12 protein-coding genes are annotated in these 14226 nt (G+C 72.4%); 3 read left to right on the top strand and 9 right to left on the bottom strand.

Features of this window, described 5'->3' with window-relative positions; all coding sequences use genetic code 11:
* Positions 1–27: 27 nt before the first annotated feature.
* Genes ruvX through AOM46_RS25520 form a run of 4 tightly spaced genes read right to left on the bottom strand, consistent with a single transcriptional unit; the run spans position 28 to position 3936 of the window.
* Positions 28–492, bottom strand: a complete 465-nt coding sequence (ruvX, locus tag AOM46_RS25535) for a Holliday junction resolvase RuvX (RefSeq protein ID WP_062215565.1) — start codon at positions 490–492, stop codon at positions 28–30.
* Entirely contained in the window at positions 492–3161 is a 2670-nt protein-coding gene (gene alaS, locus AOM46_RS25530) for an alanine--tRNA ligase (RefSeq protein WP_062215563.1), read from the bottom strand. Before alaS ends, ruvX begins: the two co-directional genes overlap by 1 nt.
* Positions 3161–3520: a DUF6167 family protein gene (locus tag AOM46_RS25525; protein ID WP_067226585.1), complete on the bottom strand. Its 360-nt coding sequence runs from the start codon at positions 3518–3520 to the stop codon at positions 3161–3163. The genes alaS and AOM46_RS25525 overlap by 1 nt, the downstream gene beginning before the upstream one ends.
* Complete coding sequence (locus tag AOM46_RS25520; protein WP_078857185.1) at positions 3517–3936, bottom strand: DUF948 domain-containing protein; 420 nt, start codon at positions 3934–3936, stop codon at positions 3517–3519. Before AOM46_RS25520 ends, AOM46_RS25525 begins: the two co-directional genes overlap by 4 nt.
* Before the next feature lie 207 nt (positions 3937–4143).
* Between AOM46_RS25520 and AOM46_RS25515 the strand changes: the two genes are divergently transcribed.
* Positions 4144–6270 (top strand): tetratricopeptide repeat protein, encoded by a 2127-nt coding sequence (locus tag AOM46_RS25515; protein ID WP_107080177.1) that lies wholly within the window; start codon positions 4144–4146, stop codon positions 6268–6270.
* A gap of 1013 nt (positions 6271–7283) precedes the next feature.
* Here AOM46_RS25515 and rpsD read toward each other — a convergent pair.
* Positions 7284–7895 (bottom strand): 30S ribosomal protein S4, encoded by a 612-nt coding sequence (gene rpsD, locus AOM46_RS25510; protein WP_062215559.1) that lies wholly within the window; start codon positions 7893–7895, stop codon positions 7284–7286.
* A gap of 124 nt (positions 7896–8019) precedes the next feature.
* On the opposite strand from rpsD, the gene AOM46_RS25505 reads away from it, so the two are divergent.
* A complete protein-coding gene (locus AOM46_RS25505) occupies positions 8020–8796 on the top strand; it encodes a DUF2470 domain-containing protein (RefSeq protein ID WP_062215557.1) in 777 nt (258 codons plus the stop codon).
* 7 nt (positions 8797–8803) lie between these two features.
* Here the strand turns inward: AOM46_RS25505 and AOM46_RS25500 are convergent, their stop codons facing one another.
* The 4 genes from AOM46_RS25500 to AOM46_RS25485 form a co-directional block, all read right to left on the bottom strand.
* Positions 8804–10165: a replication-associated recombination protein A gene (locus AOM46_RS25500; RefSeq protein ID WP_062215555.1), complete on the bottom strand. Its 1362-nt coding sequence runs from the start codon at positions 10163–10165 to the stop codon at positions 8804–8806.
* A gap of 62 nt (positions 10166–10227) precedes the next feature.
* Positions 10228–10896: a vitamin K epoxide reductase family protein gene (locus AOM46_RS25495; RefSeq protein WP_078857183.1), complete on the bottom strand. Its 669-nt coding sequence runs from the start codon at positions 10894–10896 to the stop codon at positions 10228–10230.
* 245 nt (positions 10897–11141) lie between these two features.
* A complete protein-coding gene (gene hisS / locus AOM46_RS25490; protein WP_062215553.1) occupies positions 11142–12434 on the bottom strand; it encodes a histidine--tRNA ligase in 1293 nt (430 codons plus the stop codon).
* An 8-nt stretch (positions 12435–12442) separates the two neighbouring features.
* Positions 12443–13156, bottom strand: a complete 714-nt coding sequence (locus AOM46_RS25485) for an MBL fold metallo-hydrolase (RefSeq protein WP_062215551.1) — start codon at positions 13154–13156, stop codon at positions 12443–12445.
* 179 nt (positions 13157–13335) lie between these two features.
* On the opposite strand from AOM46_RS25485, the gene AOM46_RS25480 reads away from it, so the two are divergent.
* Positions 13336–14175: a peptidylprolyl isomerase gene (locus AOM46_RS25480; RefSeq protein WP_062215549.1), complete on the top strand. Its 840-nt coding sequence runs from the start codon at positions 13336–13338 to the stop codon at positions 14173–14175.
* The last annotated feature ends 51 nt before the right edge of the window (positions 14176–14226 follow it).

Here is a 14226-nt window from a genome sequence, read left to right as displayed (position 1 = left end):
GTCGCGCGGAACGTTACCGTATCGCGATCAGACAACCACTTCGACGCACTGCCCCGGGGGCCGCCCCGCACCGCGCTCGGTCTCCAGCGCGGTCTGCAGGATCACCACGGCCGCCGCCTGATCGATGCGCGACCTGCCCTTCTTCGCCGAGACGCCGGAGGAACGCATGTTCCTGGCGGCGCTCACCGTGGACATCCGCTCGTCGACCAACCGCACCGGCAGCGGCGCCAGTCGACGGGCCAGCCGCTCGGCGAACGTCCGCACCCGGTTCGCCGCCGGGCCCTCGCGTCCGTTGAGCGAGCGCGGGAGCCCGACGACGACCTCGATCGGCTCGTACTCGGCGACCAGTTGGTCCAGACGCCGCTCGGCGGCCGGCAGATCGCGCCCCGGCACGGTCTCGACCGGGGTGGCCAGCAGCCCGTCGGGATCGCAGGAGGCGACCCCGATCCTGGCCTCGCCGACATCGATCGCCAGCCGCCTTCCGCGCCGCATCAGGCGGCGTCCGCGACCAGGCGCTCCACGGCGGCCAGCGCCTCGTCGACGGCCGCCGGGTCCTGGCCGCCGCCCTGCGCCACATCGGGCTTGCCGCCCCCACCGCCGCCGAGGGCCCTGGCGGCGGCGCGCACCAGATCGCCCGCCTTCAACCCGCGTTCCCTGGCCGCCTCGTTGGTGGCCACCACGGTCAGCGGGCGGCCGCCCGCGACCGTGAACAGGGCGACCACGGCCGGCCGGTCGCCGGCCAGCCGACCGCGCACGTCCAGCACCAGCTTGCGCAGATCGTCCGCCGTGGTGCCGTCCGGCACCCGGCCGCTGGCCAGCGCCACGCCCCGGACGTCCCTGGCGCTCGCGGCCAGTCCGGCGGCGGCCTGGAGGACCTTCTCGGCGCGGAACCGCTCGATCTCCCGCTCGGCCTCCTTGAGCCGGCCGAGCATCCCCGAGACCCGCTCGGGCAGCTCCTCGGGCCGGCCCTTGACCAGCTCGGTCAGCTGGGCGACCACGGTGTGCTCGCGGGCCAGGAAGTGGTACGCGTCCACGCCGACCAGGGCCTCGACGCGCCGCACCCCGGAGCCGATGGAGGACTCGCCCAGCAGCTTGACCAGGCCGAGTTGGGCGGTGTTGTGCACATGGGTGCCGCCGCACAGCTCCTTGGAGTAGTCACCGATGGTGACCACCCGGACGCGGTCCCCGTACTTTTCGCCGAACTCGGCGATGGCGCCCTGCTTCCTGGCCTCGTCCATCGACATCACCTCGGCGGTGACGTCGAGTTCGCGGCTGAGCACCTCGTTGATCTTCTGCTCCACATCGGCGAGCACGGTGCCGGGCACGGCGGCCGGCGAGCCGAAGTCGAAGCGGAACCGGCCGGGGGCGTTCTCCGAGCCCGCCTGCGCGGCGCTCGGGCCCAGCGCGTCGCGCAGCGCCCGGTGGGTGAGGTGGGTGGCGCTGTGCGCGCGGGCGATGGCCCGACGGCGGCGCACATCGATCTCGCACTCGACGCCGACGCCCACGGCGACCTCGCCGACCAGCACCACACCCCGGTGCGAGATCACCCCGGGCACCGGCTGCTGGACGTCACGCACCTCGACGACCGCGCCGGACTCCGTCCTGATCCGCCCGGTGTCGGCGAGCTGGCCGCCGCCCTCGGCGTAGAACGGGGTGCGGGTGAGCACCACCTCGACCTCGTCGCCCTCCACCGCCACGGGCGAGGGCGCGGCGTCCACCAGCAGGCCGACCACCTCGGACTCGCCGGTGGTGCTGGTGTAGCCGATGAACTCGGACGGGCCGGCGGCGTCGGCGAACTCGCGGTAGGCGGTCAGATCGGCGTGGCCCTGCTTCTTGGCCCTGGCGTCGGCCTTGGCCCGCTCCCGCTGCTCGCGCATCAGCCGGCGGAACCCGGACTCGTCCACGGACAGGCCCTGTTCGGCGGCCATCTCCAGGGTCAGGTCGATCGGGAAGCCCCAGGTGTCGTGGAGCAGGAACGCCTGCTCGCCGGCGAGCACCCGGCCGCCGGCGGCCTTGGTCTCGGTGACGGCGGTGTCCAGGATGTTGGTGCCGGCCCTGAGCGTCTTGAGGAACGCGGCCTCCTCGGCCAGCGCCACCGTCTCGATCCGCTCGCGGTCGGTGCGCAGCTCCGGGTACTGCTCGCCCATGATGCCGATCACGGTGTCCACCAGCTCGCCCACCACCGGCTCGGTGGCGCCCAGCAGCCGCATGTTGCGGATGGCCCGCCGCATGATGCGGCGCAGCACATAGCCGCGCCCCTCGTTGCCGGGGGTCACGCCGTCGCCGATGAGCATCACCGAGGTGCGCATGTGGTCGGCGACCACCCGCAGCGAGACGTCGCCGGCGTCCGCGTTGCCGTAGGAGACGTCGGTGAGCGCGGCGGCCTTGTCGATCACCACCCGCAGGGTGTCCGTCTCGAACATGTTGTGGACGTCCTGGAGCACCATCGCCAGGCGCTCCAGGCCGAGCCCGGTGTCGATGTTCCTGGCCGGCAGGTCCCCGATGATCGGGAAGTCCTCCTTGCCCTCGCCGGGGCCGCGCTCGTACTGCATGAACACGAGGTTCCACAGCTCGACATAGCGCTCCTCGTTGACCTCGGGACCGCCCTCGGGGCCGAACGCCGGGCCCCGGTCGTAGTTGATCTCCGAACAGGGGCCACAGGGGCCGGGTACGCCCATGGACCAGAAGTTGGGGCCCATGCCCAGCCGTTGCACCCGCTCGGCCGGCACCCCGACCTGCTCCGTCCAGATGCGGTACGCCTCGTCGTCGTCCAGATAGACCGTGATCCACAGCCGTTCGGGGTCGAGGCCGTAGCCGCCGTCCGCCTGGGAGGTGGTGAGCAGCTCCCAGGCCTGCGTGATGGCCTGTTCCTTGAAGTAGTCGCCGAACGAGAAGTTGCCGCACATCTGGAAGAACGTGCCGTGCCGGGTGGTCTTTCCGACCTCCTCGATGTCCGGCGTGCGGACGCACTTCTGGACGCTGACGGCCCGCCGGTACGGCGGGGTGGCCTCGCCCAGGAAGTAGGGCTTGAACGGCACCATGCCGGCGGGTACCAGCAGCAGCGTCGGATCGTCCGCGATCAGCGACGCCGAGGGCACCACCGAGTGCCCGCGCTTCTCGAAGAAGCTCAGCCAGCGGCGGCGGATTTCAGCCGACTCCATCAGAGGTCCTCATTTCCGCTCGTGCGGGGCGGTCGGATCGTGCGGGGCGGTCGGGTCGGCCCGGCCGGGCCCGGGGGCGCTTCCAGCGGCGCGCGGGCGGGCGCGGCCGACGGCAGTGCGCGGTCGGACGGCTCGGCGGTCAGACCGAGCGCCTCGTTCAGCTCAGTCTCCCGCTCGACCATGCCGGTGCGCACGTCCAGGGCGAAACCGCGCAGCCGGTGCCCGGTGGCGACGGCCCGGTCCGCGGCCCGGGCGGCCAGGCTCTCCGGGGTGAGCTGCCGCAGCTTGCGCTGCACCCGGGTGGTGGCCCACACACCCGCCGCTGCACCGGTGGTGAACCAGAAGGCGCGACGCATCATCGGGTCCTCGTCCTTCCTGAACGCTGACGACGGCGGGGAACGGGCACCACACGGGGCTCGGGGGCCGGCGCGCCGCGTCGGCCGATCGCCCGGCGCACGGCGTAGCCGAAGGCCGCGACCTTCACCAGGGGCCCGCCGAAGGTGCTGGCCACCGTGGTGGAGAGGGCCGAGGCGTTGGCGGCGACATCCCGCACGTCGGCGGTGATGTGGTCGACCTGCTCCAGCTGGGTCTGGGCGCTGCGCACCGTCCGCGACGCCTCCCCCAGCAGCGGGACGACCTGCTCGGTGACCGACCCGACCAGCTCCGTCGCCGCCCGCAGCGTCCGGGCCAGCCGGTACAGCACCACGGCGAGGAACGAGACCAGGATCGCCCAGAAGACGGCCACCAGCAGGCCGGCCACTTCTCCACCGGACACGAACGCACCGCTTCCCTCGGATGGGTAGTTTTGCCGCCGCGAGGTCGACGCGCGGCCAGCGGGGGTGGCGCCTCGTACCGCGCTCGACGGCAGGTCCGAACCCTATCGCGCTCCCCGCTCGCGCTCGTACCGCAATCCCGCGCGTCTGCCAAGAGGCACCGCCGACAATTGTACGTTCTGCTTACCTACGCGTACCCTGCGTGTCTTATGCGAGGCTTTCAGGGGTCCGAGCCTCCGGCTCGGGAAACGGCTCGGGGAGCTGCGCGGGCGGGCAACCTCCCCGCGGAGCTGACCAGGTTCATCGGTAGGAGCGCCGAAGTCAGCGCACTCACCTCGGCGTTGACCAACGACCGGCTGGTGACGGTCACCGGCGTCGGGGGGGTGGGCAAGTCCCGCTGCGCGATCCAGGCGGCACGCCTGCTGAAGGAACGCTTCTGCGATGGCGTCTGGCTGGTCGAGCTGGCCGGTCTGCGCGATCCCGAACTGCTGGAACACGCCGTGGTCGAGGCGCTGGGCGTCACCGACCAGTCGGGCCGCCCACCGTTGACCGTACTGCTCGAACAGCTTGCCGGACGCCGGATGTTGCTGGTGCTCGACGGTGTCGAGCACCTGGTGGAGCCGACCGCGACGCTGGCCCACGAACTGCTCCGCCGGGTGCCGGACCTGCGCGTCCTGGCCACCGGACGCCGGCCGTTGGGCGTCGCCGGCGAACGGCTCTACCCGCTGCCGCCGATGGCCGCGCCGGGGCCGGTGGCCCGCGCCGACGCCCGGGTCCCGCTCGGCGAGGCGGCCTGGCTCTTCGCGGACCGCGCCACCGCCGTGCTCCCGGGGTTCACCATCACCGACGCGAACCGCCGGGTGGTCGCCGAGCTGTGCCACCGGCTGGACGGCATCCCGTTGGCGCTCGAACTGGCCGCCGGCCGGCTGCGCACCCTCTCCCTCGACCAGACCCTGCAGCGGCTCGACGACCGCTTCCGCCTGCTGGTCGGCGGCAGCCGGGGCGCGCCGCCGCAGCACCAGACGCTGCGCACCGCGATGGGCTGGAGCCACGAGCTGTGCACCCCGCAGCAGCGGCTGCTCTGGGCCCGCCTCTCCGTCTTCGCCGGCCATTTCGACCTGGAGGCCGCCGAGTACGTCTGCTCGGGCCCCGACCTGCCGGCCGACGAGGTGCTGGACGTGCTGACCGAGCTGGTCGCCCAGTCCGTGGTCAGCCGGGAGGAGGCGCCCTCCGGGGTGCGCTACCGGATACTCGACACCGTCCGCGCCTACGGCGCCGACTGGCTGGCCGCCACCGGCGACAGCGACCGGCTGCGCCGCCGCCACCGCGACTGGTGCACCGGCCTGGTCACCTGGTGCGAGCTGGAGTGGTTCAGCCCGCGCCAGTCCGAGGTGGCCCGCCGCATCCACGACGAACTGCCCAATCTGCGCGCCGCGTTCGAGTTCGCCCTGGAGGAGGACGAGGACGCCAGGTTCGGGCTCTACCTCGCCGCGACCCTCTGGTTCTGCTGGGTGGCCTGCGGCCGGCTCGCCGAGGGCCGCCACTGGTTGGACCGCGCGCTGGCCCTGGGCACCGACCACGAGGACACCCGGCTGCGGGCGCTCTGGGTCGTCGGCTATGTCGCCGTGCTCCAGGGCGACACCGTGGCCGCGCTCACCGCGCTCCACGAGTGCCGGGAGGCCGCCGAACGAACGGGCAACGCCAGGGCGGTCGCGTACTCGATACACCTCAGCGGCTGCCTGGCCCTGATCAACGACGAGACGGACCAGGCCGAGACGCTGCTGCGGTCGGCCCAGGAGCGGTACGAGGAGATCGGCGAACTCAACAGCAACGTGCTGATGGGGCAGGTGGAGTTGGCGATGGCGCTGGCCTTCCAGGGCGATATCGCGGGCGCGGCCTCGCTCTGCGAGAAGGTGCGGGACATCTGCGAGGAACACGGCGAGCAGTGGGCCCGCTCGTACGCGCTGCACGTCCTGGGGTTCGCCGCGTGGAACCAGGGCGACACGGCGACGGCCAGGGAGATCCTGGAGGAGTCGCTGCCGGTGAACTACGCCTTCCGCGACCTGGTCGGCACGGTCTTCGCGCTGGAGCTGCTGGCCGGGATCACCGCGAGCGAGGGCGACGCGGTCGAAGCAGCGGTGCTCCAGGGCGCGGCGGCCCGGCTGTGGCGTTCGGTGGGGATGCCGCTCTTCGGCTCCGAGTACTTCAACGACCCGCACAACCGCAGCGCCCGGCAGGTCGCGGAGCGGCTGGGCAAGGCCCGGTTCCGCGAATGCCTCCGCGAGGGCGAACGCCTCGACACCGACGCCGCGGTCGCCCGCGCCCTCCGCCGCTGACGCCTCCGGCGGTCACGCCACGCCGCCGCCCAGCCCCGGTCCTCGACTGCGGCGGGCCACAGGACGAACAACGAAAGCTGCGCGACGCCGTCCGACCACACCATGCACGGCGTCCTGCCCACCATGCGCCATCCGCGGGCCGACGAACCGTTGGGGGGACCGCCCAACGCGCCGCCAGCCGCCGGCCGCCATGCACCGAGCGCCAACCAACGGACCGTGGGGGGCACCGCGCGAGGTACGCAACCCACCAGGGCCAGCAACCCGACACCGCGAGAACGGCCACGCCGCTCACCGGCGCGCCGGGGGAACCCACGCGACACCCAGGGGCCCACCGACCACGCCATGCGCCCTGCACCGGCAACGGACCTTGCGAGAACGGCCACGACGTCCGGCGGACGCCGGACCCCCGCCGGCCACACCATGCGCCGGCAAACCGACCGTTGGGGCACCGCGCCACGCGTGAGGCCCACCACGGCCACCAACCCACCACCGCCAGAACGGCCACGCCGCTCACCGGCGGGCGACGGACCATGCCCCGGCGGGCCAGGGGAACCCACGCGACACCCAGGACCCACCACCCCAGAACAGCCACGGCGTCCGGCGGGCCGGGGGGACTGCTCGCCCGCCGTCGGAGCGGAACAGGGCTTCAACGTGCCGACGGTGCCGCCCGGTTGCAGCTCGCGACCGGCGCCGACGCCGTCGCCGGCACCGGTCGCGCGTGAGCGTCCCGCTCAAGGCCGGAAGCCCGCCTCGGAGAGCCCGGGACCACCCCGCGCGCCACGCCACCCCGAGGGAACGGTTCCAAGGCGCCGCCGCTCTCGCTGTCGCCCGGCCGGGCCGGCCCGTGCCACCCCGCCCCCGGGGAACAGCAAGCCCCGCCGCCCGCCCCGCGCGGAAGCGCCCACGCGCAGACACGCAGACGCGCGAAAGGGCGGTGCTCCGGCCGGCGTGCCCGTGAGGGCACTGCCGGCCGGAGCACCGCCCGGAATCCGCACAGCCGGGCCGGCAAGGCCTCAGCGGGCGTAGTACTCCACGACCAGCTGCTCGTCGCAGATCACGGGGATCTCGCTGCGGTTGGGGTTGCGGTCCAGCCGGAACGCCAACGCGGGGAGGTTGACCTGCAGGTAGCGCGGGGTCTCGCCGTCACCGGCGTAGCCGCCCTCGCGGGCCACCAGGAACGGGTGCTTGTCCCGGCTGCGCTCGCGGACGGTGATCACGTCGTCGGGGCTGACCCGGAACGACGGCTTGTCCACCTTGCGGTCGTTGACCGCGATGTGACCGTGCACCACCATCTGGCGGGCCTGGTAGATCGTCCTGGCAAGGCCCGAGCGGAGCACCAGCGCGTCGAGGCGACGCTCCAGCTCGACGATCAGCGCCTCACCGGCCTTGCCGGTGACCTTCCTGGCGCGGTCGTACGCGCGCACCATCTGCCGCTCGCTGATGTCGTACTGGGCCCGCAGCCGCTGCTTCTCCAGCAGACGGACCTTGTAGTCGCTGTTCTGCTTGCGGCCACGCCCGTGCTCACCCGGCGGGTAGGGGCGCCGCTCGAAGTACTTGACCGCCTTCGGCGTGAGCGCGATGCCAAGTGCGCGTGACTTCTTGACCTTGGGACGCGACTGGTTCACGTTGAACGGACCTCCGTGTAAGTTAGGTGAGGCTTACCTTAGCTGAGGAGTGCGCATGATTCGACCTGGGAGCCCCCTGCCCGAATCCGGTCACCGGAGCCGGGAAGCGAGCCAGCCGCGTCCCATGGAGGAAACCCAACAGCCAACGGCCGCCGAGCGGGTGCGCACTCTGGTGGAGTCGAACGCCTCGGCCGCCCTCACCATTCCGGGTACGGAACGAGACGGAGTCGACAACACCGCCCCCAGTGTGCCGGAGGCCCGAGCGGTCACGCCCACCGGGGATGTGTTGTTGTTGGTCCCGACGGACTCGTTCGCCGGGCGTACGGCGGTACACGCCCATCATGACGAGGTCACGGCCGTGATGGAAATCACAGATGTCGCACCCGTTTCGGTGCCCCAACGCATCCGTGGGCGGTCCTGGGTGGCCGGTTGGCTGACCGCCGTCCCCGCGTCCGAGAGCGGCGCCTGCCGCCGGCTGCTGGCACGGGCGCACCCGGCCGGGCCGGTGCCGGGGCCGGCCTGGACGCTGCTGCGGATGGAGGTCGGCGAGGCGTATGTCGACGACCTCTGGGGGCAGGAGCATGTCGAGCCGGACGAGTTCGCGCGGGCGGACGCCGATCCGCTCTCCCGCCACGAGGCCGAGCTGCTTCAGCACCTCGCCGCCAGCCACGCCTCGCAACTCCGTTCGCTGTGCTCACTTCTGGGCGAGCAGTCCGCCGAATGCGCCAAACCGCGCCAGATCGCCCCGCTGAGCCTGGACCGCTACGGCCTGCGGCTGCGCTGCCGCACCGACAACTCCTGCTTCGACGCGCGCTTCGACTTCCCCGAGCCGGTCAACGACGTCGGGCAGCTGCGCCGCGCGATGCGCTGGCTCTTCGAGACGGCCGCGGAAACGCCCTGACGCGGCCTCATGGCCGCCGGGGGCGGTCCGCCAGCCGCTCGCGGACCCGCTCCAGCACCTCGGCGTACCGAGCCTCGGCGCCATGGCGGGTGGGCTGGTAGTAGCGCTTGCCGTCGACCGCGTCGGGCGCGTACTGCTGGCCCGCGATGCCGCCGGGCAGATCGTGCGGGTACTGGTAGTCCAGGGCGTGGCCGAGCTTCTTGGCGCCCTGGTAGTGGCCGTCCCGCAGATGCGGTGGCACCGGGCCCGCCAGCCCCGCCCTGACATCCGCCTGGGCCGCGCCGATCGCCATGACGGCGGCGTTGGACTTGGGCGCGAGGGCCAGCGCGATGGTGGCCTGGCTGAGCGTGATCGCCGCCTCGGGGAAGCCGATCAGCGCCACCGCCTGGGCGGCGGCCACCGCGGTCCCCAGGGCCGTGGGATCGGCCATCCCGATGTCCTCGCTGGCGGAGATCATCAACCGCCTGGCGATGAACCGGGGATCCTCGCCGGCCTCGATCATCCGGGCCAGATAGTGCAGGGCCGCGTCCACATCGGAGCCCCGCACCGACTTGATCAACGCGCTGGCCACGTCGTAGTGCTGATCGCCGTCCCGGTCGTAGGCGACGGCGGCGCGGTCCACCGCCGCCTCAAGGGCCGCCAGGGCGATCTCGGACCGCCCCTCGGCCAACGCGGCGCCGGCGCCCGCCTCCAGCGCCGTGAGCGCGCGTCGCGCGTCCCCGCCGGCGATCCGCAGCAGATGCTCCTCGGTGTCCTCCGGGAGCGTCACGGCGCCGCCCAGGCCCCGCTCGTCCCGCACGGCGCGCCGCAGCAGGCCGCGCAGATCGTCGGCGGTGAGCGGTTCGAGGGTGAGCAGCAGGGAACGGGAGAGCAGCGGCGAGATCACCGAGAAGTACGGGTTCTCCGTGGTGGCGGCGATCAGCGTGACCCAGCGGTTCTCCACGGCGGGCAGCAGGGAGTCCTGTTGGGCCTTGCTGAAGCGGTGGATCTCGTCCAGGAAGAGGACCGTGTCCTTGCCGAACCCGCCCGACGAGCGGCGGGCGCCGTCGATCACGGCGCGCACCTCCTTGACCCCGGCGGTGATCGCGGACAGCTCGACGAAGCGCTTGTCGGTGGCCTGGCTGACCACATGGGCCAGCGTGGTCTTGCCCGTGCCGGGCGGGCCCCAGAGGATCACCGACGAGGGGCCGGCGGGGCCGCCGGCCCCCTCCCCCACCAGCCGGCGCAGGGGCGCGCCCGGGCGCAGCAGATGACTCTGGCCCACGACGTCGTCAAGGGTGCGGGGACGCATCCGGACGGCCAGCGGACTGGCCGTGGGGTCCTTCTCGGCGCGCTCTTCGGCGGCGGCGGTGAACAGGTCGGGCTCCACGGCACCGACCCTAAGCCACCCCTCTGACAACGCCCTCGGCGCGGGCGGTGGTCAGCGGCCGGTCAGCTGGTCCAGAAGTCCCACCAGCGGGTCAGGATCAGCATCCCGATCACGCCGATGTGCACGACGGGGAAGAGCCAGTGGAACTCCTCCAGGACGTTGCGCACGCCGCGCGGGACGGGGAGGAAGCCCTGCCGGACGTTGTGCAGGGTGGTGTACCAGAACATCACGATGGTGGCGACCCAGGCCAGGCAGCACCAGAGGCAGAGCGCGTTGATCTCGTAGAACGACTGGTACTGCAGCCAGGTGCAGAAGCCGACGCCGAAGAGCGTGCCCGCCTGGAGGCCGAGCCAGAACCAGCGCTGGTAGCGGGCGCCGGCCAACAGGCCCATGCCGATGGCGATCACCACGCCGTAGGTGACCAGGCCCAGCATCGGGTTGGGGAAGCCGAACGCCTTGGCCTGATCGCTCTCCATGATGCTGCCGCAGGAGATCACCGGGTTGAGGCTGCACGCCGGCGTGAAGTCCGGGTCCTCAAGGAGCTTGAACTTGTCCAGCGTGATGACCCAGGCGGCCAACAGCCCGGCGAAGCCGGTGATCACCAGCGTCAGCGCGAAGGCGCGCCCGGCGCCCACCGCGCCGCCGCCCCCGCTCCGCACGGGCTCGTCCGCCGTGCGCGCCTCGTCCACCGCCGCGTCCTCGGCCGCGTCCACTGCCCCATCTACTCCCATGTCGCCCAATCCGCTCTGTCCCGGGTCCGGACCCCATTCTCTACCAGTCAATCAGCGCCGTTGTAAGGCCGTCGTCAACGCCCGAGGCGTATCGGGCCGATTCCCCGCCCGATACGCCCCGTTGATCACCAATGCACCGCCGGTGACCGCGGTCGGTCGACGTTGCCCGAAAAGAGGACCCGGTCAGCCGACCGTTGACGAAAGCCCGCAAGCCGGCAAGCCGGCAAGCCGGCGACCGAGGACGGTCAGCCGAGCAGCTTGGCCACCTCGGCCGGCACCTGGTCGAGCGGGACCGGCCACTGCTCGCCGCTGGAGAGGTCCTTGAGCTGGAGCACGCCGTCCGCCAGATCCCGGTCGCCGGCCACCAGCGCGATCCGTGCGCCACTGCGGTTCGCCGACTTCATCGCCGATTTGACGCCCTTGCCGCCATAGGCGAAGTCGGCCGCGACCCCGGCCCTGCGCAGCTCGGTGACCAGCGGGAAGAGCGCGCTCCTGGCGGCCTCGCCGAGCGGGACGGCATAGACGTCCGTGGTGGCCGGCACCTCCGGCGTCACGCCCTCGGCGCGCAGCGCCAGCACGATGCGGTCCACGCCCAACGCCCAGCCGACGGACGGCAGGGCCGGGCCGCCGATCATCTCCGAGAGCCCGTCGTACCGTCCGCCGCCGCCCACGCCGGACTGGGCGCCGAGCGCGTCGTGGACGAACTCGAAGGTGGTGCGGGTGTAGTAGTCGAGCCCGCGCACCAGCCGGGGATCGTCGACAAAGGGGACGCCGGCCTCCGTGAGCAGGGCGCGCACCGAGGCGTGGTAGGCGCGGCAGTCGTCGCAGAGGTGGTCCGGGATCCGCGGTGCGTCGGCCAGCTGGCTCCGCACGCTCTCCCGCTTGTCGTCCAGCACCCGCAGCGGGTTGATCTCGATCCGCTCCCTGGTCGGCTCGTCCAGGTCGAGCCCGCGCAGGAACGCCTGGAGCGTGGCACGGTACGCGGGGCGGCAGTTCGCGTCGCCCAGGGAGTTGAGCACCAGCCTGACCTCGCGCAGGCCCAACGCGCGGTAGGCGTCGGCGGCCAGGATGATCAACTCGGCGTCGAGCGCCGGGTCCTCGACGCCCAGGGCCTCGGCGCCCACCTGGGAGAAGTGCCGGTAACGGCCGGCCTGCGGCCGCTCGTAGCGGTAGTAGGAGCCCGAGTACCAGAGCTTGACCGGGAGGTTGCCCACCCGGTGCAGACTGGCCTGCAGCGCGGCGCGCAGCACCGAGGCGGTGCCCTCGGGCCGCAGCGCCAGCTGGTCGCCGCCCTTGGTGGTGAGGGTGTACATCTCCTTGGTGACGATGTCCGTCGACTCGCCCACGCCTCGGGAGAACAGCTCGACCTGCTCGAATCCCGGGGTCTCCACATAGCCGTAGCCGGCGGCGCGCAGCGGGGCCGCGACGGCCTCGCGGACCGCGAGGAAGGTCGCGGAGTCCGGCGGCAGGAGGTCGTAGGTGCCCTTGGGGGCGGAGAACGTGCGGGGGGTGGTGGGGGTGGAGTTGTCGTCGCTCACTCGCTGATTCACATTCCTCGTCGCGGTGCCGGGGTCTCCCCGGCGCCGTGGCCGGCGGCCAGCTCCCGCAGAAAGGGGTTGCTGGCGCGCTCGCGGCCGATGGTGGTCTGCGGGCCGTGCCCGGACAGCACCACGGTCGAATCCTCCAGCGGCAGGCAGACTCGGGCCAGCGACCGCAGGATCTCGGCGTGGTCACCGCCGGGCAGATCGGTGCGTCCGATGGAGCCGGCGAACAGCAGGTCGCCCGAGAACAGCACCGGCGGGATGTCCGCCGCCTCGGGTGTCCTGAAGGTCACCGACCCCTCGGTATGGCCCGGCGCGTGCGCGACGGAGAACGAGAGGCCGGCCAGCTCCAGCGTGCTCCCGTCCGTCAGCTCGCGCAGATCGTCCGGCTCGCCCATGGTCAGCTCGCCCAGCAGCGGCTGGCCGATCCGGGCGCCCAGCGCCCGCTCCACGTCGCTGAGCATGTAACGGTCGTCGGGGTGGAGGTAGGCGGGCACGCCATGGGCGCCGCAGACCGGGACGACGGAGGCCACATGGTCGATATGTCCGTGGGTGAGGATGACGGCGGCCGGCCGAAGCCGGTACTTGGCGATGGTCTCCTCGACGCCGGGGGCCGCGCGGTGCCCCGGGTCGATGATCACGCACTCCTCACCGGCCGCGGGCGCCACCAGGTAGCAGTTGGTCCCCCAGGCGCCGGCGGGAAAGCCTGCGATGAGCACAGTCGTCCTTCGGTCGTCTTCTCGGGCGTTCCCAGCGTAGTTCTCAGTGTGGTTCTCTACGTGGTTCTCAGCCCGATCCAAGCCTACCGGCGACGGTACGCGGCCGGCGAACCCGTATACGGTGACGCCACAAGGTCCGGTGGAAGTATGAAGTATCCAGTGGCGTAAAGGAGAGCGCGGTGTCCAGCAAGGAGCGGCGGCGCAGGGAACTCGCGCGGGCCAAGTACGAGCGGCAGGCACGACGCAGGGCCGAGCGGGCCAGGCGGGGACGCAGATACCGCGTCCTGATCGCGGCGGTGGCGGTGCTCGTGGTGGCCGGCGCGGGAACGGCGTGGGCGGTCTGGCTCAACGGCGACGACGAGACCTCGGACCAGGCGACGTCCGAGCAGCCGCTCGACGAGCAGCCGTCCGACGAGCCGGCGGAGCCCCCGGAGGATCCCTGCGACCCACCGGCCGAGGGGGAGCCCTCGGGGCAACAGTGGGACAGCGAGCCGGAGATGACGATCGACACGGAGGGCGAGCAGCTGATGCGGCTCGCCACCACCTGTGGCGACATCGAGTTGACGCTGGACCCGGCGGCGGCCCCGCACACGGTCAACTCCTTCGCCTTCCTGGCCGGCGAGGGCTACTTCGACCACACGCCCTGCCACCGTCTGGTGACGGAGGGCATCTACGTCCTGCAGTGCGGCGATCCGACGGGCACCGGACAGGGCGGTCCCGGCTATTCGCTCCCCGACGAGAACCTCGACGACCCGGCCGTGGCCGACGGCGTCTACCCGGCCGGCACGGTCGCCATGGCCAACAGCGGCCCCGACACCGGCGGCAGCCAGTTCTTCGTGGTCTACCAGGACAGCGAACTCCCCGCGAACTACACCCCGTTCGGCACGGTCACCGGGGGCCTCGACGTGATCGGGATGATCGCCGAGACGGGCGCGGCCGATCCGGATCCGGCCAGCGGGAACACCGCGCCCCACGCGACCGTCGTGATCAATGAGGCGACGGTGGAGCCGGTGGCCTAGGAAACGGCCCCCGTCGCGGGGCAATTTCCGCCCGGCAAGGTGCGGACAGCC

The organism is Streptomyces sp. NBRC 109706 (assembly GCF_000974485.1).
Lineage (GTDB): Bacteria > Actinomycetota > Actinomycetes > Streptomycetales > Streptomycetaceae > Streptomyces.
The sequence above is the reverse complement of the archived record's forward strand: the minus strand, read 5'-3'. Positions and strand labels throughout refer to the sequence as shown.

Bases quoted from the DNA above. Each gene is read 5' to 3' on its own strand.
- ruvX (WP_062215565.1), bottom strand. From the start codon at position 492: ATGCGGCGCGGAAGGCGGCTGGCGATCGATGTCGGCGAGGCCAGGATC.
- alaS (WP_062215563.1), bottom strand. From the start codon at position 3,161: ATGGAGTCGGCTGAAATCCGCCGCCGCTGGCTGAGCTTCTTCGAGAAG.
- AOM46_RS25525 (WP_067226585.1), bottom strand. From the start codon at position 3,520: ATGATGCGTCGCGCCTTCTGGTTCACCACCGGTGCAGCGGCGGGTGTG.
- AOM46_RS25515 (WP_107080177.1), top strand. From the start codon at position 4,144: ATGCGAGGCTTTCAGGGGTCCGAGCCTCCGGCTCGGGAAACGGCTCGG.
- AOM46_RS25505 (WP_062215557.1), top strand. From the start codon at position 8,020: ATGGAGGAAACCCAACAGCCAACGGCCGCCGAGCGGGTGCGCACTCTG.
- AOM46_RS25495 (WP_078857183.1), bottom strand. From the start codon at position 10,896: ATGGGAGTAGATGGGGCAGTGGACGCGGCCGAGGACGCGGCGGTGGAC.